General features: G+C 68.6%; 20 protein-coding genes. 11 read left to right on the top strand and 9 right to left on the bottom strand.

All coding sequences use genetic code 11. The features are described from left to right. Positions 1-7: 7 nt before the first annotated feature. Genes ACWMMN_RS27685 through ACWMMN_RS27675 form a run of 3 tightly spaced genes read left to right on the top strand, consistent with a single transcriptional unit; the run spans position 8 to position 3821 of the window. Entirely contained in the window at positions 8-1474 is a 1467-nt protein-coding gene (locus ACWMMN_RS27685) for an O-antigen ligase family protein (protein ID WP_059237355.1), read from the top strand. Beyond that, complete coding sequence (locus tag ACWMMN_RS27680) at positions 1471-2655, top strand: glycosyltransferase family 4 protein (RefSeq protein WP_486423417.1); 1185 nt, start codon at positions 1471-1473, stop codon at positions 2653-2655. The genes ACWMMN_RS27685 and ACWMMN_RS27680 overlap by 4 nt, the downstream gene beginning before the upstream one ends. Next, entirely contained in the window at positions 2655-3821 is a 1167-nt protein-coding gene (locus ACWMMN_RS27675; protein ID WP_486423416.1) for a glycosyltransferase family 4 protein, read from the top strand. The genes ACWMMN_RS27680 and ACWMMN_RS27675 overlap by 1 nt, the downstream gene beginning before the upstream one ends. 151 nt (positions 3822-3972) lie before the next feature. Here ACWMMN_RS27675 and ACWMMN_RS27670 read toward each other — a convergent pair whose 3' ends face one another. After that, the gene (locus ACWMMN_RS27670) at positions 3973-5208 is read right to left on the bottom strand and encodes an MFS transporter (protein ID WP_486423415.1); all 1236 of its coding nucleotides are present in this window, start codon (positions 5206-5208) and stop codon (positions 3973-3975) included. Between the two features lie 153 nt (positions 5209-5361). Here ACWMMN_RS27670 and ACWMMN_RS27665 point away from each other — a divergent pair, with 153 nt between their 5' ends. Together ACWMMN_RS27665 and ACWMMN_RS27660 are read left to right on the top strand one after the other, a co-directional pair. Next, complete coding sequence (locus ACWMMN_RS27665; RefSeq protein WP_486424102.1) at positions 5362-5832, top strand: winged helix-turn-helix transcriptional regulator; 471 nt, start codon at positions 5362-5364, stop codon at positions 5830-5832. Positions 5833-5900: 68 nt separating this feature from the next. After that, positions 5901-6836 (top strand): hypothetical protein, encoded by a 936-nt coding sequence (locus ACWMMN_RS27660; RefSeq protein ID WP_486423414.1) that lies wholly within the window; start codon positions 5901-5903, stop codon positions 6834-6836. A gap of 10 nt (positions 6837-6846) precedes the next feature. On the opposite strand, the gene ACWMMN_RS27655 is transcribed toward ACWMMN_RS27660, so the two are convergent. The 3 genes from ACWMMN_RS27655 to ACWMMN_RS27645 all read right to left on the bottom strand — a co-directional run bounded on the left by ACWMMN_RS27655 (position 6847) and on the right by ACWMMN_RS27645 (position 9527). After that, entirely contained in the window at positions 6847-8286 is a 1440-nt protein-coding gene (locus tag ACWMMN_RS27655; RefSeq protein ID WP_256086634.1) for an MFS transporter, read from the bottom strand. A gap of 100 nt (positions 8287-8386) precedes the next feature. Then, positions 8387-9160, bottom strand: coding sequence for an AraC family transcriptional regulator (locus ACWMMN_RS27650; protein WP_059237348.1), 774 nt, complete (start codon positions 9158-9160; stop codon positions 8387-8389). Between the two features lie 25 nt (positions 9161-9185). Further along, a complete protein-coding gene (locus ACWMMN_RS27645; RefSeq protein ID WP_006479474.1) occupies positions 9186-9527 on the bottom strand; it encodes an FKBP-type peptidyl-prolyl cis-trans isomerase in 342 nt (113 codons plus the stop codon). A 580-nt stretch (positions 9528-10107) separates the two neighbouring features. Here ACWMMN_RS27645 and ACWMMN_RS27640 point away from each other — a divergent pair. Further along, entirely contained in the window at positions 10108-11025 is a 918-nt protein-coding gene (locus tag ACWMMN_RS27640; protein WP_256086632.1) for a metal-dependent hydrolase, read from the top strand. 452 nt (positions 11026-11477) lie between these two features. After that, a complete protein-coding gene (locus ACWMMN_RS27635; RefSeq protein WP_059237347.1) occupies positions 11478-12959 on the top strand; it encodes a sigma-54 dependent transcriptional regulator in 1482 nt (493 codons plus the stop codon). A 26-nt stretch (positions 12960-12985) separates the two neighbouring features. Here ACWMMN_RS27635 and ACWMMN_RS27630 read toward each other — a convergent pair whose 3' ends face one another. After that, positions 12986-13372: a GtrA family protein gene (locus ACWMMN_RS27630; protein WP_059237346.1), complete on the bottom strand. Its 387-nt coding sequence runs from the start codon at positions 13370-13372 to the stop codon at positions 12986-12988. A gap of 569 nt (positions 13373-13941) precedes the next feature. Between ACWMMN_RS27630 and ACWMMN_RS27625 the strand changes: the two genes are divergently transcribed. Further along, positions 13942-14190 (top strand): hypothetical protein, encoded by a 249-nt coding sequence (locus ACWMMN_RS27625; RefSeq protein WP_081051935.1) that lies wholly within the window; start codon positions 13942-13944, stop codon positions 14188-14190. 221 nt (positions 14191-14411) lie between these two features. On the opposite strand, the gene ACWMMN_RS27620 is transcribed toward ACWMMN_RS27625, so the two are convergent. Further along, positions 14412-15194 carry an ABC transporter substrate-binding protein gene (locus ACWMMN_RS27620; protein WP_059240775.1) on the bottom strand — a complete coding sequence of 261 codons (783 nt, stop codon included), beginning with the start codon at positions 15192-15194 and terminating at the stop codon, positions 14412-14414. 234 nt (positions 15195-15428) lie between these two features. Between ACWMMN_RS27620 and ACWMMN_RS27615 the strand changes: the two genes are divergently transcribed. Then, a complete protein-coding gene (locus ACWMMN_RS27615) occupies positions 15429-15848 on the top strand; it encodes an MbcA/ParS/Xre antitoxin family protein (RefSeq protein WP_059237345.1) in 420 nt (139 codons plus the stop codon). Beyond that, a complete protein-coding gene (locus ACWMMN_RS27610) occupies positions 15845-16546 on the top strand; it encodes an RES family NAD+ phosphorylase (RefSeq protein ID WP_486423413.1) in 702 nt (233 codons plus the stop codon). Before ACWMMN_RS27615 ends, ACWMMN_RS27610 begins: the two co-directional genes overlap by 4 nt. 65 nt (positions 16547-16611) lie before the next feature. Here ACWMMN_RS27610 and ACWMMN_RS27605 read toward each other — a convergent pair whose 3' ends face one another. Beyond that, positions 16612-17343: a metallophosphoesterase gene (locus tag ACWMMN_RS27605; protein WP_059237343.1), complete on the bottom strand. Its 732-nt coding sequence runs from the start codon at positions 17341-17343 to the stop codon at positions 16612-16614. A gap of 139 nt (positions 17344-17482) precedes the next feature. Between ACWMMN_RS27605 and ACWMMN_RS27600 the strand changes: the two genes are divergently transcribed. After that, positions 17483-18136, top strand: a complete 654-nt coding sequence (locus ACWMMN_RS27600; protein ID WP_059237342.1) for a DUF1345 domain-containing protein — start codon at positions 17483-17485, stop codon at positions 18134-18136. 6 nt (positions 18137-18142) lie between these two features. Here ACWMMN_RS27600 and ACWMMN_RS27595 read toward each other — a convergent pair whose 3' ends face one another. Then, complete coding sequence (locus ACWMMN_RS27595) at positions 18143-18811, bottom strand: glutathione S-transferase (protein ID WP_059240774.1); 669 nt, start codon at positions 18809-18811, stop codon at positions 18143-18145. Positions 18812-18911: 100 nt separating this feature from the next. Next, positions 18912-19619, bottom strand: coding sequence for a class I SAM-dependent methyltransferase (locus tag ACWMMN_RS27590; protein WP_486423412.1), 708 nt, complete (start codon positions 19617-19619; stop codon positions 18912-18914). Positions 19620-19632: the final 13 nt, after the last annotated feature.

Below are 19632 nucleotides of genomic sequence, written 5' to 3'. Positions count from 1 at the left end.
CGGATCGATGAGTACGATTACCGCCGAACGCGCCCCGTCGCGCAACCGCCGCTGGTTCGCCGAGCCGAAGCACTGGGCCGGGCAGGCCGGATTGTGGACGTTTACCGCAGCGCTGATCGCCATCCACCAGGGCAAGGTACTGACGCTCGCGTTTCCGGTGCTGGCCATCGCGGTCGGCATCTGGCTGTATTTCAAGAGCCCGGCGCGCTATGTCGGCTTCATGTGGTGGGTGTGGTTCCTGAGCCCGGAGGTGCGGCGTCTCGCCGACTGGTCGAAGGGCGCGTTCACGCCGACGAGCCTGATCCAGGTCGCGCCGCTCGCGGTGACGATGATCGCGGGCCTGGGGCTGCTCAGGCATTACCGCGCGCTCGCGCAGCGGCGCGGGATACCCGTGCTGCTGATGCTGTTCGGGCTCGCGTACGCCTATCTCGTCGGAATCGTGTCGAGCGGCGTGATGGCCGCGACCTACGACCTCGCGAACTGGGTGTACCCGGTGCTGATCGGCTTTCACATCATGGTCAACTCGCGCGACTATCCCGAGTACCGCGACGTGCTGCTGTCCACGTTCATGTGGGGCATGCTCGTGATGGGCGTGTACGGCGTCGTGCAGTACTTCGTGATGCCGCAGTGGGACGTGCTGTGGATGATCGGGTCGGACATGGGTTCGCAGGGCGAGCCGGTGCCGTACGGCGTGCGGGTATTCAGCACGATGAACTCGTCGGGGCCGTTCGCGTTCGCGATCATGGGCGCGCTGGTGTTCGTGTTCGCGGCGCCGCAGAAGATCCGCTGGTTCGCCGGGGCGGCCGGCTTCGTGTCGTTCGCGCTGTGTCTCGTGCGCTCGACGTGGGGCGGCTGGGTGATCGCGCTCGCGATCCAGCTGGCTCAGTCGAACAACCGCGTGCGGATGCGGATCCTCATCAGCGGCATCGTGCTGGTCGGGCTCTGCGTGCCGCTGCTGACCGTCGGGCCGGTGGCCGACCGTCTGGGCGCGCGTCTGCAGTCGATCACGAACCTGAAGGACGACCGGAGCTACGACGATCGCAACAAGTTCTACGCGACCTTCGCGCAGACCGCGTTCACCGACGTCGCCGGCGAAGGGATGGGCGCGACGGGGGCGTCGACGAAGCTGTCGAGCGACAGCGGCGAGCTCGGCAAGTACGGCAGCTTCGACAGCGGCGTGATGAACGTGCCGTTCGTGCTCGGCTGGCCCGGCACGCTGCTGTATCTCGCCGGCGTCGTGATGCTGTTCGGCCGCGCGCTGCGCGCGGCTTTCAAGCTGCGCAAGGACAAGTTCGTCGCCGCGTGCCTGAGCCTGTGCCTGTCGACCCTCGCGATGCTCGTGTTCACGAACTCGCTGATCGGCACGGGCGGCCTGCTGATGTTCACAGCCATTTTTTCGATACTTGCCGCGGCGCACTGGCAGAAGGCACAACGCCTGCTGGCCGCCGCGCGTTCACGGGGAGGCGACCATTGAGAATCGCGATCGTCACGCATGTCGTGCGACATAACGACGGGCAGGGCCGCGTCAATTACGAAATCGCGCGCGCGGCGCTGGCCGAGAACTACGAGGTCACGCTGGTCGCGTCGCATGTCGCGCCGGAGCTGCTGGCCGACCCGCGCGTGCGCTGGGTGCCGGTGAAGGTCGGCGGCTTCTGGCCGTCGAATCTCGTCAAGCAGCAGGTGTTCGCGCTGAAGAGCGCGGCCTGGCTGCGCGCGCACCGCGGCGAATACGACGTGCTGCACGTGAACGGCTTCATTTCATGGATCAAGGCCGACGTGAATACCGCGCACTTCGTGCACGGCGGCTGGTTCAAGAGTCCGTACTATCCGTTCGGCCCCACGAAGGGGGTGTGGTCGGCTTACCAGTATGTCTATACGCGCGTGAACACCGTGCTCGAGCGCTGGGCCTACCGGCGCTCGCGCGCGATTACCGCGGTGTCGCAGAAGGTGGCCGACGAGATCGCCGGGCTCGGGATCGACAGCCGCAAGATCAGCGTGATCTACAACGGCGTCGACGGCAGTGCGTTCGCGGGCGCGCAGGCCGATCGCGCGGCGTTCGAGCTGCCGGACGACGCGTTCCTGCTGCTGTTCGTCGGCGACCTGCGCACGCCGCGCAAGAACCTCGGCACCGTGCTGAAGGCGCTGACGAAGCTGCCGGCGAACGTGCATCTGGCGGTGGCCGGCTATCTGCCCGGCAGCCCTTATCCGGAAGAGGCGCGTGCGCTCGGCATCGATTCGCGCGTGCATTTCCTCGGTCTCGTGAAAAACATGCCGACGCTGATGCGTTCGGTCGACGCGTATGTCTTTCCGTCGCGCTACGAAGCGATGAGCCTGTCGCTGCTGGAGGCGATGGCGGCCGGGCTGCCGGTCGTCACCGCGCGCACGGCGGGCGGCGCGGAAATCATCACGCGCGAATGCGGGATCGTGCTGGAGGACCCGGACGATCCGGCCGCGCTCGCGCAGGCGATCGGCTCGCTCGCGGCCTCGCGCGGCACCTGCCGCGCGATGGGCGACGCGGCCCGCGAACTGATGACCCGTTTCGGCTGGGCGCACATGGGTGCCCAGTACGTCGCGCTCTACCGGCGCATCGGCCAACCCACGCAGCCGTCCGCCTTCGAGCGGGTCGAGCATGCAATCACGCAGGAGCAACCGTGATGTCTCAATCTTCCCGGCCGATCAAATCGTTGCAGATCGGCATGCACTGGTTCCCCGAACGCGCGGGCGGCCTCGACCGGATGTACTACTCGCTCGTCGGCGCGCTGCCGGGCGCGGGCGTCGAGGTGCGCGGGCTCGTTGCGGGCTCGCCGAAGGTCGCCGACGACACGGGCGGGGCGATCCAGGGCTTCGGTCCCGCATCGGAGCCGCTCGCGCGCCGGATGCTCGCCGCGCGGCGCGCGCTGCGCGAGGAGATCCGCAGCGAGCGGCCGGACGTGATTTCGTCGCACTTCGCGTTGTACACGTTCCCGGGGCTCGACGTGACGCGCGGGATTCCGCAGGTGTCGCACTTCCAGGGGCCGTGGGCCGACGAAAGCCAGGTCGAGGGCGCCGCATCGCTCGGGCAGCGCGCGAAGCGCTACCTCGAACAGGCCGTCTATACGCGCTCGTCGCGGCTGATCGTGCTGTCGCAGGCATTCGGCCAGATCCTGACGAACCGCTACGGGATCGATCCGTCGCGCGTACGCGTCATTCCCGGCTGTGTCGATACCGCGCAGTTCGACACGCCGCTCACGCCCGCCGAGGCGCGGCACAAGCTGCAGCTGCCGCAGGACCGGCCGATCGTGCTGGCCGTGCGCCGGCTCGTGCGGCGCATGGGGCTGGAGGACCTGATCGATGCGATCGGCCTCGTCCAGCACCGTCACCCGGACGTGCTGCTGCTGATCGCCGGCAAGGGCAAGATCGGCGAGGAGCTGCAGCAGCGCATCGACGATGCCGGGCTCCAGGACAACGTGAAGCTGCTCGGCTTCGTGCCCGACCATCATCTCGCGGCGCTGTACCGCGCGGCGACGATCAGCGTCGTGCCGACGGTCGCGCTCGAAGGCTTCGGGTTGATCACCGTCGAATCGCTCGCGTCCGGCACGCCCGTGCTGGTCACGCCGGTCGGCGGGTTGCCGGAGGCGGTTGCCGGGCTGTCCGACGATCTCGTGCTGCCGTCGACGGGCGCGGATGCGATTGCCGAAGGGCTCGGCGGCGCGCTGTCGGGCGCGATCGCGCTGCCCGACGAAGCCGCGTGCAAGCGGTATGCGCGCGATCATTTCGACAACGCGGTGATCGCGCGACGCGTCGCCGGCGTGTACGAAGAGGCGATCCAGGCGGCAGGCTGAGCGTCCGCGGCGCGTCCCTGGCGCGCCGAACCCGAAAGCCGGGCCGGCGCATGTTCGCGACCGGTTCGCGCGCCGGCCGCCCGACGAGGGCGGGCCGGCTTTTCCCGGTCGATCCACACCGATCCACACCGATCCACACGGCCGGCGCGCGTCACGCGCGCCGGAGCGTCACGGCCCATGCGCCGAACGCGGCCACGCTCACGACCGCGCCGAGCACGCAGACCCCCGTCCATCCGGCGCGTGCATACATCATCGTCGAGGCAATCGCGCCGAGCCCGCTGCCGACCGAGTAGAACAGCATGTAGCAGCCGACGAGGCGTGCATGCGCATCGGGCCGCGCGCCGAGAATCATGCTCTGGTTGACGACATGGACGGCTTGCCCGCCGACGTCCAGCAGCACGATGCCGACGATCAGCAGCGCAATCGACGTATTGCCGAACGCGAGCGGCAGCCACGAGCACGCGAGCAGCGCGAGCGCGGCGCCGGTCGTCGCTTCGCCGCGCCCGCGATCCGCGAGCCGGCCCGCGCGGGCCGCCGCCGCCGCACCCAGCGCGCCGACGAGGCCGAATGCGCCGATTTGCGTATGCGACATCGCGTGCGGCGGCGCGCTCAATGGCAGCACGAGCGCACTCCAGAAGATGCTGAACGCCGCGAACATCAGCAGCGCGATCGCACCGCGCACGTGCAGCACGCGTTCATGTCGCAGCAGCGACACCATCGAGCGCAGCAGCGCGACGTACCCGATGCGTTCGCGCGGCGCGTGCGTGTCGGGCAGCAGCCGCGACAACACCACGAGCATCGCGATCGTGAGCACGCCCGACACCAGGTAGACCGCACGCCAGCCCGCGATGTCGGTGACGATACCCGCCAGCGAGCGCGCGGCCAGCAGCCCGACCACGACACCGCCTTGCGCGGCGCCCACCACGCGGCCGCGTTCGCCTGCGCCCGCGAGGGCCGCCGAGCACGCGATCAGCCCTTGCGTCATCGCGGTGCCGAGCAGGCCGACGGCCACCATCCCCGCTAGCAGCGCAATGCGCGTCGACGACGCGGCCACGCCGATGCAGGCTGCCGTCAGCAGCAGAAGCTGCACGGCGATCAGGCGCTTGCGGTTCAGCAGGTCGCCGAGCGGCACGACGAACAGCAGCGCGAGCGCGCAGCCGAGTTGCGTCGCGGTGATGACGCCGCCGACGGCCGCCTGCGACACGCCGAAATCGCGCGCGATCGAATCGAGCAGCGGCTGCGCGTAGTACACGTTCGCGACGCTCGCCGCGCAGCAGGCGGCCAGCAATGCGACGCGTGCCGAAGACAGGCGGCCGTCTTCGGCCGGATGCGTTGCATGTGTCGGCCCGTTCGAAGCAACGGTGCCGGATTGACAGGAAGACGCCATGGGTTTCCTCACGCAAAGTAGTTGCAAAATGAAACTGGTGTGGAGTGTAGGAAAAGTAGTTTTAAAATGCAACCTGTTGTGCGGCGGGCGGCGGCTCGCGCACGGATGGCCGGCGCTGCCGCAAAGGCGGCCGGCACGATTGCGGAGAGGAACATGGCCAGGCAGAAAAGTCTTGCGGATTCGCCGTGCCCGGTGGCGCGGGCGACCGATATCGTCGGCGATCGCTGGGCGTTGCTGATCGTGCGCGATGCGTTCGACGGTGTGCGCCGCTTCGGCGATTTCCGCGCGAGCCTCGGCGTGGCGAGCAACATCCTGTCCGACCGGCTGAAGATGCTGGTGGACGCCGGCGTGTTCGACGTCGTGCCGGCGTCGGACGGCACCGCGTATCAGGAGTACGCGCTGACGAAAAAGGGCGACGGGCTGTTTCCGGTCATCGTGATGCTGCGGCAGTGGGGCGAAGCGAACCTGTTCGCGCGCGGCGAGCCGCATTCGGTGCTGGTCGATCGCAGCACGGGGCGCGCGATCCGCAAGCTTGCGCTGCGGCACGACGATGGTCGGCCTTTGAAGGCGGCCGAGACGGTCGTGAAGAAGATCGGCGCTGAAGCTGCGGTGGCGCGGCAGTGAGCGCGATGCGTGGCGGCCGGTCGGTCGGCTAGACTGTCGCGATCGTCGTCGACCGGAGTTGCTTCGCCATGACCCATCCGCTGGATTCCGCCGGTTATCGGCGGTTGCTCGATCTGCAGCGCCGTATTCACGACGCTTGCGAGCGAGAAGGCGCCGAGGACGGGCACGACCATTCGGATCCGGCGGAGCCGCTGTGGCTGACCGATTTCAACCATGTCGACGTCGCGCCGATGCGGGCCGGGCTGCATGTCCGGTATTTCGGCGAAGCGTGGGGCGAGCCGCTCGACCGGGTGCTGGCATGCCTGGCGGAACGGGAGGTCGCGAGCCTCGTGACCGATCTGGCGTTCAGCGGCCCCGACGAGGGGGCGAACGGCACGCGCGAATGGGATTTCGGTCCGCTGCTCGATTCGGATGCGCACTTTCCGATGCTGCGCTCGCTCTATGTGCGGCCCACCGAACCGGCCGATCACAACCTGTCGATGATCGTACGCCGCGGCCTCATCATGCAGGAGGGCGGCGAGATTGCCCGTTTCGTTGCGAAGGCGCCGTTCCTTGCCGAGCTGACGGTGCCGAATGCGCCCGATGCGCGCTTCTTCGACGTGCCGTTGCCGCACCTGGGCCGGCTGCGCATCGGTGGTAGCAGCGACACCCAGCAGTTCATCGACCGTCTTGCCGGCAGCGACAACCTGTCGTCGCTCGGCTGCCTCGACTTCTCCGAATCGACGGAACTGCATGCGGCGTGGAAGCACGAGCGCGGCGTCGGCAGCGTGACGTCGTTCGACGCTTACGAGCGTTTGCTGAGGAGCCCGGCCGGCCAGCGGCTCCATACGCTGCATCTGCGCAATACCTGTCTCGATCTCGAGGCGCTCGAAGCGCTGCAGGCGCTGCATCCGCGGCTGCAGTTCATGGTGATCCAGGCCAGCGGCGGCGGGTACGTGAGCCACTTCAAGCGCAACGTCTTTCCGTGGCGTCACCTGATCCAGCCCGATCCGGGCGACGCGTGACCGCCGGTGCTCAATCGGTCGCCGGCATCGCCCGATGCGCGCCCGAGGCGCCGCGATGCGCATCGGGCCGCACGCGTGTCGCGAGCAGCGCGGCGGCGACCAGCAGCGCGACCGACACGGCCGTTTCGATCCGTAGCCCGCTGACGACCTGCGATGCACCGCCACCGCCGGCAAGCGCGCCGAACGCCGCGACGCCCATCGCGCCGCCGGCCTGCCGCGCGGTATTCAGCACGGCCGACGCGATGCCGGCCCGTTCGGGCGCGACCGATGCGAGTACGGCGGTCGTCATCGCCGGCACCGCGAACCCCATGCCCGTCGGAATCAGCAGGAACGGCACGAGCAGCGCGGCAAGCGGTGTCGATGCGTCGACGAAATGCAGCGATCCGTAGCCGAGCGCGGCAACGAGCGCGCCCGCCAGCATCGGCGCGCGCGGGCCGTGACGCGCGACGACGCGCCCGCTCGCGAGATTCGCCAGCAGGAAGCCGCCCGTGAGCGGCAGGAACGCGAGACCCGCCTGCAGCGCCGATTCGCCGCGTGCGCGCTGCAGGTAGAGCGCGAGCACGAATACGGTGCCGTAGTAGGTGAGGTTCACGCAGATCCCGAACAGCACGGCCGCGCTGAACGTGCGATGGCGGAACAGCGACAGCGGCAGCATCGGCGTGGCCGTGCGCGACTCGACCGCGACGAACGCGAGCGCGGCCAGGGCCGCCAGCACGAAACCACCGGCCACGACCGGATGCGCGAAGCCGAGCGGCTGCCATTCGATGACCGCGCCGGTCAGCGCGGTCAGCATCGCGATCGCGATGAACTGGCCGCGCAGGTCGAGCGCACGGACCGGACGGGAAGGCACTGCCGGTTCGCGGCGCGCCGGCGCCCACGCGAACGCGGCCGCGAGCCCCGCCGCGCACAGCGGCAGGTTCACGAGGAAGATGCCGCGCCAGCCCCACGCGGCGATCAGCAGGCCGCCGACGACCGGGCCGGCCGCGATCGAGATCGACCCGGCGGCCGTCCACCAGCCGACTGCACGGGCGCGCAGGCGCGGGTCGTGCCGGCACGCGTCGTTGAGCAGCGCGAGCGAATTGGGCAGCATGGCCGCGGCGCCGACGCCCTGCAGCGCGCGGGCCGCGATCAGCATCGCGGGTGTGACGGCGGCGCCGCACGCAAGCGACGCGAGCGCGAACAGCACGAGGCCCGCGATGTACAGGCGGCGCGCGCCGAAGCGGTCGCCGAGCGCGCCGCCCGACAGCATCAGCACAGCGAACGCGAGCGTGTACGCATCGACGACCCACTGCAGGCCGGCCACCGGCAGGTGCAGGTCGGCCGCGAGATGCGCAAGCGCGATGTTGACGATCGTCACGTCGAGCTGCGTGACGACGAACCCGATGCTGACGGTTGCGACGACGCGTGCGAGCGTGGACGGGAAAGCGGGGGAGGGGGTGGTCGTATCCATGCACCCATCGTAGGACGCGACGGACGGGTGATGTTTCAGCGGGACGTGAAGCGTCGATACCTATGCCGACGCGGCTGCGTGTTCAGTGAGGCCGATGGGCTCAATGCCGTTCGCCGCGCCAGCGTCCGGGCGCGACGCCGAAGCGTTTCGTGAACGCATGCGTGAACGTGCTTTGGTCCGCGAAGCCGACCAGGCCGGCAATGTCGACGAGCGGGTGGCGGCCGTCGGCGAGCAGCACGACCGCCGCGTCGAGCCGCAGCCGCTGCAGGTAGCGATGGGGCGTTTCGCCGAACGCGTCGACGAACAGTTGATGAAACCGGCGCATCCCGTAGCCGCAATGCGCGGCAAGATCGGCGATACGCAGCGGCTCCGCGAGCCGCGCGCGCAGCCAGCGGTCGATGCGCGCGAAATCGAGGCCCGACGCGGGCGCGGCGATGCCGGCGTCGTCGAGCAGCGCGTCGCACAGGCGCGCGGCGGCCTGCCACTGGAAACGGTGCGCGGCGGCCTGCCGTGCGTCGCCGGCCGGCGCATCGTGTTGCGCGGCCGCCGCCGCGACCTGCGCGACGAGCGACGTGAGCGCCGGGTCGATCGCCACGGCGCGCGCGCGGTCGAACAGCCGTTGCGGCACCGCGAGCGACGTGGCGGGCAGGTCGATCACGAGCTGGCGATTGTCGCCGAGGCCCGCATAGTCGTGGCGCGCGCCGGCCGGTATCAGCCAGGCCGCGTGCCGGTCGATGCGCTGGCCGATTCCGTCCACCGCCATCACCATCGCGCCATCGACGCCGAGCACGACCTGGTGGAAGTCGTGCACGTCCGACGCTTCGCGCGTGTCGTAGCGGCGCAGCGCGATGGCGGGGGAGGCGATGCGTGGCATCGGACGGAAACGGCCGGGTGCGACGTCAGACGTCGAGCAGTTCGACTTCGAACACGAGCGTCGCGTTCGGCGGGATCACGCCGCCTGCGCCGCGCGGGCCGTAGCCGAGTTGCGGCGGAATCGTCAGGCGACGCACGCCGCCGACTTTCATGCCCTGCACGCCTTCGTCCCAGCCCTTGATGACCATGCCGCCGCCGAGCACGAACGCGAACGGGTCGTTGCGGTCCTTGCTCGAATCGAATTTCTGACCGTCGGTCAGCCAGCCCGTGTAGTGGACGCTGACGGTCTTGCCGGCTTGCGCTTCCGCGCCGGTGCCTTCGGTCAGGTCTTCGTATTTGAGGCCCGATTCGGTCGTGATGACAGACATGACTTCTCCTGAAAGAGGTTGCGTAAAACCGCTATTGTAGGCGAGCGCGCCGCGCGCCGTCGCAGGTGGCTTGCGGCTCGTCGCGCGCGTGCCGGAGCCGGCGGCGGGTTGCCGTGGCCGCGCTCGCTCGAAACGCCATTGGAACGCGCGTTTGAATTTTTCACGGGCTCCGCGATCGGGGTTGCACCGTTGCGGTGCGCCGCGCGTATGAATCGGCGCTACCGCTGCGATCCGCCACCTGTCGACCGCCCGCGGCGGATTCCGTCAAACGCCCGCCGCACGAGGCTGTCGGGCCGGCAGTGGGGCGCGACGCCGGGCGCCGCACATCGTCCGCCAGCCCGCCTGCGCGTTCGAATCGCGCCCTGTCCGGGCGCCGTTCGAGCGCCGTTTTTTGCGCCGTTTCGACCGTGCCCTGTTTGGAAGCGCGCATCTACCGCGCGGCTTGCATGCGCCGGCGCGGGCGGCCTATCTTTACATCTGTCGATGTCAAGATTTTGGCGGTGCGCGATGCGCCGCCCGGGCCCGCGCCGGCCGTGTCGGATGACGTGCCGGGCCGTCCGGAACCAGGAGAACCATGAACATGAAGTCAGCCGCTTCCGCCACCGCAGCCGGGATCATGCCGGTGCGCCGCGACCTGCGCTTCGACCTGCCGGTCGAACGCGCGAAGGACTGGCATGGACTCGGGTCGCATGTGACCCATTTCTTCAACGCGCTGTCGCTGCTGTTCCCGGCCGGCGAGCGTTTCTTCATGGATTCGGTGCGCAACTACCGCGACCGGATCGACGATCCCGTGCTGAAGCAGCAGGTGCTCGGCTTCATCGGCCAGGAGGCGATGCACACGCGCGAGCACATCGAATACAACGAGCTGATGCAGGCGAACCACCTGCCGGCGCGCAAGCTCGACAAGCGCGTGTGGGCGGTGCTCGGCTACATGAAGCGCAAGCTGCCGCATTCGGTGCAGCTCGCGCATACGGTCGCGGCGGAACACTACACGGCGATGCTCGCCGACTGGCTGCTGCGCGACCCGACGCGCCTCGAAGGCTCGGTCGAAGGCTACCGGCAGATGTGGATCTGGCACGCGCTCGAGGAAACCGAGCACAAGGCCGTGTCGTTTGACGTGTGGAATACCGCGATGAAACCGGGGCTGCGCCGCTATTTGATCCGCATCGGCGTGTATCTGCTGACGACGCTGACGTTCTGGCCGACCGTGTTCCTGATGCACGCGACGCTGCTGTGGCGCGATCGCGGTGCCGGCCATCACGTGCGCGGCATGCTGCGGATGATCGCGTTCCTGTACGGGCCGCGCCGCGGGCTGTTCCCGCGCATCGCCGGCGAATGGCTGAGCTTTTTCCGGCCGGGCTTCCATCCGTGGGACCACGACAATCACCATCATCTGGCGCGAGTCGACGCGCTGGCCGCCACATACGGCGAACACGCCGGCACGCCGGCCGGCCGCGGCCGCGCGAACGCACCGGCGCCGCTCGCATCGGGCCGCTGACACGATCCGCCGCGCGATCATGCGCGGCGTTGCGCGGAGCATGTTGCGTTCCCGCATCAACCGGCTTCGTCTGACGATTGACGGAAATCAACCGGAATCGGTTGCGCGGGTGCTCGCCTGTCCGGCCGACCGGCTGCACACGTGCGCACCGGCGCGCCGAATCTGCGTGCGTCACTTCATGCGCAAACGCTGCGCGCCAGCACCGGCGTGGCTTTGCGCGGCGGGCGCCTGCCCGCTCGGGTGTCAAGCCGCCCCGCCACCGGGATAACACCCATCTAGCCGCCGGCCGAACGCATCGATATACCGTTCATGAAAGCGTCCAACTCTCGTGCGATTCGTGCGCGGGGGGATTTTATTCGGACGGAAATACGGCCAATATGTCGGTTCGATCGTGGTCCGTCGTATGCGGCGGCGAGCCGGCGCACGATACCAACGCCAAGCGGGGAACAACGATGGTTGCAAGGTCACCCGACGCAAACGGGCAGGCAGCGCCCGAGATGACGGATGTCTCCGTCACCGCACCCGAGGCCGGGCGCAAGCTGTTCGTGATCATGCGCACGCCCGACGAGCCGTTGCTGGCGCAACTGCGCGGGCTTGGCTGGGAGATTGCGGTTGCAAAGACGGCCGGCGCCGCGCAGAACATGACGTCCGGCGTGAACGTCGCAGCCGGGCTGGTCGATTTCACCGGGTTCACGTCGCGCGACTATCCCGCGCTGAAGGCGTGCCTGAGCCAGCCGGCGATCGGCTGGATTTCCATCGCGCAGGCCGGCATCACGATCGGCCCCGCCGTGCGCGAACTGATCCGCAGCTATTGCTTCGACTACGTGACGCTGCCGCTGCCGTACGAATGGATTTCGCACGTGCTCGGCCATGCGCGCGGGATGGCCGCGCTCGATCGCGTCGACGGTGCCGCGTATGCGGCGTCCATCGGCGAACACGGGATGATCGGCAACTGCGAGGCGATGCAGCAGCTGTTCAGCACGATCCGCAAAGTCGCGAAGACCGACGCGAGCGTGTTCATCTCGGGCGAGTCGGGCACCGGCAAGGAACTGACGGCGCTCGCGATCCACGAGCGCTCCGTCCGCGGCAAGGGACCGTTCGTCGCGATCAATTGCGGCGCGATTCCGCATCACCTGCTGCAGTCAGAGCTGTTCGGCTATGAGCGCGGCGCGTTCACCGGCGCGAACCAGCGGCGCGCGGGCCGGATCGAATCGGCGAACGGCGGCACGCTGTTTCTCGACGAAATCGGCGACATGCCGGTCGAAAGCCAGGCGAGCCTGCTGCGCTTCCTGCAGGAGGGCAAGATCGAGCGGCTCGGCGGGCAGGAATCGATCGCGGTCGACGTGCGGATCATCTCGGCCACGCACGTCGATCTCGACGGCGCGGTCGAGGCCGCGCGCTTCCGTGCGGATCTCTATCACCGCCTGTGCGTGCTGCGCATCCACGAACCGCCGCTACGCGCGCGCGGCAAGGACATCGACATCCTTGCGCACTATGTGCTGCAGAAATTCAAGGCAGACAGCGGCCGCAAGATCAGCGGCTTCACGTCGGCCGCGCTCGATGCGATGCGGCGCTACGAGTGGCCCGGCAACGTGCGCGAGCTGATCAACCGCGTGCGGCGCGCGATCGTGATGGCCGAGAGCCGGCTGCTGACGCCGCACGATCTCGGGCTCGACACGCCCGGCGAAACCGAACCCGTGACGCTCGAACAGGCGAGGGCGCTTGCCGAACGCACCGCGATCGAAAACGCGCTGCTGCGCAACGACCACCGGATCAACAAGGCCGCCGCCGAACTCGGCATTTCACGCGTGACGCTCTACCGGATGATGATCGAGCACGGGCTGAACGACCACGACAACAACGGCGGGAACGGCGACAGCGGCGGGCACGACGGCGCGCCGTCCGGCGACGCCGGGCATCAGCGGGTCGGCTGAGCGGCGCGCGGTGCGTGCGAACCGGCTCAGCGATAGGTCCAGAGCCGGTGCAGCACGAACGTGACGGGCGGCACGCACAGCACGACCGCGACGATGCTCCATGCGCGGGCGAGCCCCAGCGCCTCGGTGCCGTGCGCCAGCAGCATCGTCACGACGAGGCCGGCCATCGCGACCGCGAGAAAGCGCACGAAGTTGCTCCACGTCACCGGCGACGAAAAACTCCACAGCGTATTGGCGAGATACGAGAACGCGGTCGAGCAGACGAACGCGGTTGCGTTCGCGACCACGGGCGTCGCGTCGAACAGCGCGAACATCGCGGCGGCGATCAGCGCATGCAGCGCGGTCGAGCCGAGGCCCGACACGCCGAAGCGGATCAGCCTGGCGCGTTCGGCGGCATAGAGGGTGCGGATCATCGTGGGCGGTCGTTCGGGCAGCGTGGCGTCGCGGGAAGCGGTGCCGCAGTATAGCCGCGCGAGCGGGCCGGCCCTGCGCCGGCCGCATGTAAAGCGCATGAAACGTTTCGCGCTGGCAACCGGGTGAATTTTCGCGGCGAACCGGGCCGGCCGGCTCGCTCCCCGTCGGTAAATTTTCCGCGCATCATTGTTCAGCCTTATCCCGCAAGGCCCGGCCGTCACGCGTCCGGCGAGCGCCGCGCATCGCATGTTTCAGTTTCGCAACTTCCGGCATTCCACACCCGCTCGAGCTGCCGGCCGGCCCGGCCGACCCCTTGTCCGGACGGGCTCGCGCGGAGCTGGCCCGCTCCTTGCGGAGAGTGTCGTGCGAGAGTCGACGACGCGAGGTCCGTCCGGTTCGGCGGCGAAGGCAGCCGGGTCCGGCCAGGACGCAGTCCGCGGGGATGCGGTGTCGGAGCGCGGTGCAGCGGCCGCGTGACGGCGAGCACGGCGCGTCGTCGCCCGATCGTCGGGGCACCGGCATGATCCGGTTGCCGGAACAAACATCACACTGCATACGGGGTAGAAAAATGAACGATCGCCACACGCCGCGGCTGGCAGGCCGCGATCGCAGTGATTCGGGACATCGCCGGTCGAACGTCGCACTTGCAGCCGGCCGGCATGCCTCGACAGGCCATCTCTCCGCGCCCGGTGCGAGGCGGATCCGGCTGGTTGCCGGTCATCCGCGCCGGGTCGGCACTTTCCTGCACGCCAACCCGATCCGCATGGGCATGTGTACACGGGCGCCGGTACCGCGACGCCCGATCTTCGCCTATTGACTCAAGCAGCACGACCTCCTTTCGCATTGCCCGTCGCTCCCGCGAGCGATTGATCTGCAATCCGAATGATGGTCGACACGTCGTGCCGCGGAGGCGATGCACGACGAGAAGGATTCGATGCGACGGCGAACCGCGCGATGCCGTTGCCATCCGGTTGAAGGGGAGGGGCGGTCGGACGCGCGCGACGGGAGCAGTACCCGTACGCGCGCGACGCCGTTTTTTCAACCGCCGTAGATGTCGAAGTCGAAGTACTTCGACGCGAGCCGCTTGTAGGTGCCGTCCTTCACCATGTCGACGATCGCGCGGTCGATCTTCGCCTTCAGGTCGGTGTCCTCCTGGCGCAGCCCGATGCCGGCGCCGATGCCGAGCACCTTCTCGTCGACGAGTTCGGGCCCGACGAACGTGTAGTTCGCACCGCGCGGCGATTTCAGGAACCCGATCGCGGCCTGCACTTCATCCTGCAGCGCCGCGTCGAGGCGGCCCGACGTCAGGTCCGCATACACGCCATCCTGGTTCTGGTACGACACGACGTTCGCGCCTTGCTTGCCCCAGTACGCCTTCGCATACGTTTCCTGCGTCGTGCCCTGCTCGACGCCGATCGATTTGCCCTTCAGCGATTCGGCCGTCGGCAGCAGCGGCGAGCCTTTCTTCACGACGAGCCGCGTCGGCTGGTTGTAGATCTTCGTCGTGAAGCCGATCTGCTGCGCACGCTGCGGCGTGATCGACATCGACGACAGCACCGCGTCGAACTTCTTCGCCTTCAGCGCCGGAATCATGCCGTCGAAATCGTTCTCGAGCCACACGCACTTCGCCTTCAGGCGTGCGCAGATCTCGTTGCCGAGGTCGATGTCGAAGCCGACGAGCTTGCCGTCGGGCGCCTTCGACTCGAACGGCGCGTAGCTGGCATCGGTGCCGAAGCGGATCGTGGTCCAGTCTTTCGCGACGGCGGGGCCTGCGGATACCGCGAGCAGGGCGATCGAAACAGCGGCAATCAGTCTCTTCATGGTGCGTTCCTTGGCGTGGTGCATCCGGTTTCTGTGCGACACGGTTTCCCGGACACGCGTCGCGTTCCGACGCGCTGTCCGCATGGCCATTAACGCAGAAAATAAAATCGGAGTCCAGAATGGACAAAAAATATCGTTTTGTCGGAGGCGTGGACCGATCGATGGGGGACGACCCTTGCAAAAATGCGAAAATGGACTAATCTTGTTAGTAAATTCATTTCGAGACTAACGATCATGTCACAGCCCGCCTACGATTCGCATTCCGCCCCGCCACAGGCTTCGGTCGCGCAGATGTCGGCGGCTGGCTTGCGCGCGTTTTTCAACATTGCGCGCGACTGGGAGCTGACGATCGACGAGCAGATCGTGCTGCTCGGGTCGCCCGGCCGTTCGACGTTCTTCAAGTGGAAGGCCACGCCGGAATCGGCGCGGCTGCCGCGCGATACGCTCGAGCGGCTGTCGCTGCTGCTCGGCATCTACAAGGCGCTGCAGATCCTGCTGCCGCAGCCGGCCGCGGCCGACGCGTGGGTCAGGCGGCCCAATGACGCGGCGCCGTTCGGCGGCAAGCGCGCGCTCGACCGGATGCTCGCCGGTAACGTCGGCGATCTGGTCGCCATCCGGCACTATCTCGACGCGATGCGGGGTGGCTGGGCGTGACGACACCGATCGAAACACGACAATGGCCCACGACCGCCGTCGACTGGGCCCCGGCCTACCGCGTGATCCCCACCCGTTTTCCAGCGATCAACCTGTTCGATCGCGTGGCGTCGGCAGACGATTTCGATGCGCTGTACGCGCTCGAATCGCTGACCAACGACCGCATCCGCGCCGAAGTCGGCACGCTCGGCCTCGTGCCGCCCGCCGAGCGCCGCTACGGGCAGGGCTGGGGGCCGATCATGGCCGCGTTCACGCACCTGAATCCGCTGGGCAGCCGCTTTTCCGACGGCAGCTACGGTGTGTTCTACTGCGCCCGCTCGCGCGACACGGCGATCGCCGAAACGCGCTATCACAGCGGGCTGTTCCTGGCCGCGACGAAGGAGCCGCCGATGCGCCAGCAGATGCGGCTCTATACCGTGCTCGCGCAGGGCGACGTGGCCGACGTGCGCGCGTGGCCGCAGCGCGATCCCGCCTTGTTGCATCCGCTCGACTACAGTGCGGGGCAGGCGCTCGGCCGCGCGGTGCGCAACGCGGGCGGTGCGGGGATCGTCTATCCGTCGGTGCGCGACCCGCGCGGCGAGTGCCTTGCCGCGTTCCGCACGACGTTGCTGCGCGACTGTCAGCACGCGGCCTATCTCGAATACAACTGGAACGGCTCGGCCGTCGATGCGGTGTTCGAACTGAACCAGGTCGGCTAGCGTTCGCGCGTTCGCGGGCGGTTGCGCGGCGAGGGCGCCAGCCGGTGCACCGGCGCGTCGGCGCATCAGGGTAGCGGCCAGTCGCCCGCGTGGCGCTCGCGCGCTTCGGCTTGCGTCATCGACCACGTGCTGCCGGTGCGCGGCTCGGCGAGCGTGAGCCGCCCGGACGGCGCGAACGCACCCGTATCGATGAACCATTGCGCGCCGATCCGCTGCGGCGCACGCACGGGCGTGTGCCCGGTGCAGGTCAGCGACAGCCCGGCCTGCCGCGCCGGATCGGCGAGCCCCTGAACGAGGTCGCGGCCCCAGATCAGCCGCTCGCGCACGTCGTGCGGATAGTTGCCCGCGTCGAGATCCGTGTCCGAGCCGAAGAATTCCGCATGCAGCACGTTGAAGCGGTCGGGGCCGTCGCCGATCACGCGCACCAGCGGCAGCGCATCGACGCGCGCCGCATGGGCGTGCAGCCGTTCGGGCGGCAGATCGGCGCCCCAGTCGCCGCCGATCCCGCGCCACGCATCGGGCGGCACCTTGCCGCGCGACACGAGGCTCAGCACCTCCTCGTGATTGCCGCGCACGACGTGGCACCACGGGCGGTCGAGCAGTTCGAGCGCGATTTCGGAGGCCGGGCCGCGATCGACGAGATCGCCGACCGAGAACAGGCGGTCGCGGGCCGGATCGAAGCGGATATCGTGCAGCAGCGCGCGCAGCACGTCCACGCAGCCGTGCAGGTCGCCGACGACGAAGTCGCGGCCGGACGTGTTCGCGGCGTGGCGGCAGAGGGGGGCGGTGGCAGTCATCCCCTTATCTTAGGCGCTCGTGCCCATCGCCACGTCACGATGGAATGGCGATAATCGGGGCGCGTTACCCGCCGGCACGGCACAGCGGGCCGTCCCGCGCGCCGGCCGAACCCTTTCCATCCGCTTTCGGAATGACACGATGACGTTTTATCCGCAGGTATTACGCAACCGGCCGCGCATGGTCGCGGCGTTCGTCGCCGGCGTGCTGTGCGCGGTGCTGCTGCCGTTTCCGATGCGTCCGGCCGTGCGGGCGCTGATCGGCTGGGATTGCGCGATCTGGCTGTATCTCGTGCTGATGTGGGTGCGCATGGTGACCGCGCATCATCACAAGGTGCGCGAAGTCGCGATCCGCGAAGACGAAAACGCGACGACCGTGCTGACCGTCGTGTGCTTCGCGACCGTCGCGAGCGTGGCCGCGATCGCGATCGAGCTCGCCACGGCCAAGAGCGTCGGCTTCAGCGCGGGGCTCAGCCACTACGCGATCACGGGCGCGACGCTGTTTGGCGCCTGGTTCCTGATCCCGACGATCTTCACGCTGCACTACGCGCGGCTCTATTACGGATCGCCATCCAACGACCGTGCGCTCCGCTTCCCCGACCGCAACCCCGAACCCGACTACTGGGATTTCCTGTATTTCGCGTTCACGCTCGCGGTCGCGTCGCAGACGGCCGACGTGTCGCTCGCGAACCGCTCCGCGCGGCGCTCGGTGCTCGCGCAGTCGATCCTGTCGTTCTACTTCAACATGGCCGTGCTCGGGCTGTCGATCAACGTGGCGGCAGGGTTGCTGAGCTGACGCCGGTTACTTGAGCAGGTCGTACGGGCCGCCGCGTTCCAGCGCCCGCTGGTACGCGGGCCGTGCGTGGATCGCGTCGAGGAAACGCGCGATCGCGGGATACCGGCTGCCGCCGCCGCGCGAGGTCGCGGCTTCGAGCGGAAAGCTCATCTGGATGTCGGCCGCGCTGAAGCCGTTGCCGACGAACCAGCCGGTGCGTTGCAGTGCGCTGTCGATATGACCGAGATGCAGCGCGATCTGCGGATCGACGAAACCCGACTGCAGTGTTTCAGCGATCTTGCGCGCGATCGGCCGCGCGAAGAACGGCATCGGCGCATGCGCGATCCGCAGCGCGACGAGCTTGAGCAGCAGCGGCGGCATCGCCGACCCTTCCGCGTAGTGCAGCCAGTACGTGTAATCGTGCCGCTCGGGTGAGCCGGGCGGCGGCGCGAGGCGCCCGTTGCCGTAGCGTTCGACCAGGTACTCGATGATCGCGCCCGATTCGGCGAACGTATGGCCGTCGTCGGTGACGACCGGCGACTTGCCGAGCGGATGGATCGCGCGCAACTCGGGCGGCGCGAGCATCGTTTTCGGATCGCGTTCGTAGCGCACGATCTCGTACGGCACATCCAGTTCTTCGAGCAGCCAGAGCACGCGCTGCGAGCGCGAGTTGTTCAGGTGATGGACGGTGAGCATGTCGAGGCCGGAAAGGGGCGGAAACGACATCATACCCAGCGCGTGTGGCGCGTACGCGAATCTAGTCCTGCGCCGCGCCGCGCCGCGCCGCGCCGAACCGCTACGCGCCCCGCACCGCGACCCACGCGCCCCAGAACAGGCTGGCGAAAAAGCGCAACGGCGCGTCGAAGCCCGCATCGCGCAGCAGCGCGAACACGGCTTCCTCGGAGGCGGGCGGATCGGCGCCCTGCAGGATCTTCGCGAGTTGCGCACGCACGGCGTCGGGCGTGGCGCCCTTCATGCGCCAGCGTTGCTGCCACGCATCGAGCAGGCGAGGGTGGTCCGCGTAGCGGCGATGGTTGCCGGCGAGCACGAGCGGCGCGCCGGGCTTCAGGCGCCGCGCGATCGCGTGCAGCAGTGCGGCCTTCGCTTCGTCGCCCGGCACGTGATGCAGCACGCCGATCAGCGTCGCGCCGTCGAACGCGGGGGTGTCGGGCAATGCGTCGACGCCGTCCTCGATGAACACCGTGCGCGCTCCGTGGCCGGCGGCCTCGACGTTCGAGTGCGCAAGCGCGAGCATCGGCGCAGACGGATCGACGGCCGTGAACTGCCAGCCCGGTTCGAGTGCGGCCGCGACGCAGATTTCCTGGCCCGTGCCGCCCGCACCTGTGACAAGGATCCGTGCATCGGTCACGCCGATCGCCGACGCGAGCATGCATGCGCTGAGTTCGTGGCACGCATCGTAGCCGGCGAGCGCGATGCGCGATTGCTCGGCATATTCTTGCGCGCGTGACGGATCGAATTTCGCGGCGCTGGCGGGAAGCGACATGGCGGGTTCCTTG

The sequence above is a fragment of the Burkholderia cepacia complex sp. TUM26381 genome, assembly GCF_057439935.1.
The sequence above is the reverse complement of the archived record's forward strand: the minus strand, read 5'-3'. Positions and strand labels throughout refer to the sequence as shown.

What these genes read in the sequence shown, in the direction of transcription:
- ACWMMN_RS27685 (WP_059237355.1), top strand. Translation starts at nt 8, where the DNA reads ATGAGTACGATTACCGCCGAACGCGCCCCGTCGCGCAACCGCCGCTGG.
- ACWMMN_RS27675 (WP_486423416.1), top strand. Translation starts at nt 2,655, where the DNA reads ATGTCTCAATCTTCCCGGCCGATCAAATCGTTGCAGATCGGCATGCAC.
- ACWMMN_RS27670 (WP_486423415.1), bottom strand. Translation starts at nt 5,208, where the DNA reads ATGGCGTCTTCCTGTCAATCCGGCACCGTTGCTTCGAACGGGCCGACA.
- ACWMMN_RS27665 (WP_486424102.1), top strand. Translation starts at nt 5,362, where the DNA reads ATGGCCAGGCAGAAAAGTCTTGCGGATTCGCCGTGCCCGGTGGCGCGG.
- ACWMMN_RS27660 (WP_486423414.1), top strand. Translation starts at nt 5,901, where the DNA reads ATGACCCATCCGCTGGATTCCGCCGGTTATCGGCGGTTGCTCGATCTG.
- ACWMMN_RS27655 (WP_256086634.1), bottom strand. Translation starts at nt 8,286, where the DNA reads ATGGATACGACCACCCCCTCCCCCGCTTTCCCGTCCACGCTCGCACGC.
- ACWMMN_RS27650 (WP_059237348.1), bottom strand. Translation starts at nt 9,160, where the DNA reads ATGCCACGCATCGCCTCCCCCGCCATCGCGCTGCGCCGCTACGACACG.
- ACWMMN_RS27645 (WP_006479474.1), bottom strand. Translation starts at nt 9,527, where the DNA reads ATGTCTGTCATCACGACCGAATCGGGCCTCAAATACGAAGACCTGACC.
- ACWMMN_RS27640 (WP_256086632.1), top strand. Translation starts at nt 10,108, where the DNA reads ATGAAGTCAGCCGCTTCCGCCACCGCAGCCGGGATCATGCCGGTGCGC.
- ACWMMN_RS27635 (WP_059237347.1), top strand. Translation starts at nt 11,478, where the DNA reads ATGGTTGCAAGGTCACCCGACGCAAACGGGCAGGCAGCGCCCGAGATG.
- ACWMMN_RS27630 (WP_059237346.1), bottom strand. Translation starts at nt 13,372, where the DNA reads ATGATCCGCACCCTCTATGCCGCCGAACGCGCCAGGCTGATCCGCTTC.
- ACWMMN_RS27625 (WP_081051935.1), top strand. Translation starts at nt 13,942, where the DNA reads ATGAACGATCGCCACACGCCGCGGCTGGCAGGCCGCGATCGCAGTGAT.
- ACWMMN_RS27620 (WP_059240775.1), bottom strand. Translation starts at nt 15,194, where the DNA reads ATGAAGAGACTGATTGCCGCTGTTTCGATCGCCCTGCTCGCGGTATCC.
- ACWMMN_RS27615 (WP_059237345.1), top strand. Translation starts at nt 15,429, where the DNA reads ATGTCACAGCCCGCCTACGATTCGCATTCCGCCCCGCCACAGGCTTCG.
- ACWMMN_RS27605 (WP_059237343.1), bottom strand. Translation starts at nt 17,343, where the DNA reads ATGACTGCCACCGCCCCCCTCTGCCGCCACGCCGCGAACACGTCCGGC.
- ACWMMN_RS27600 (WP_059237342.1), top strand. Translation starts at nt 17,483, where the DNA reads ATGACGTTTTATCCGCAGGTATTACGCAACCGGCCGCGCATGGTCGCG.
- ACWMMN_RS27595 (WP_059240774.1), bottom strand. Translation starts at nt 18,811, where the DNA reads ATGCTCACCGTCCATCACCTGAACAACTCGCGCTCGCAGCGCGTGCTC.
- ACWMMN_RS27590 (WP_486423412.1), bottom strand. Translation starts at nt 19,619, where the DNA reads ATGTCGCTTCCCGCCAGCGCCGCGAAATTCGATCCGTCACGCGCGCAA.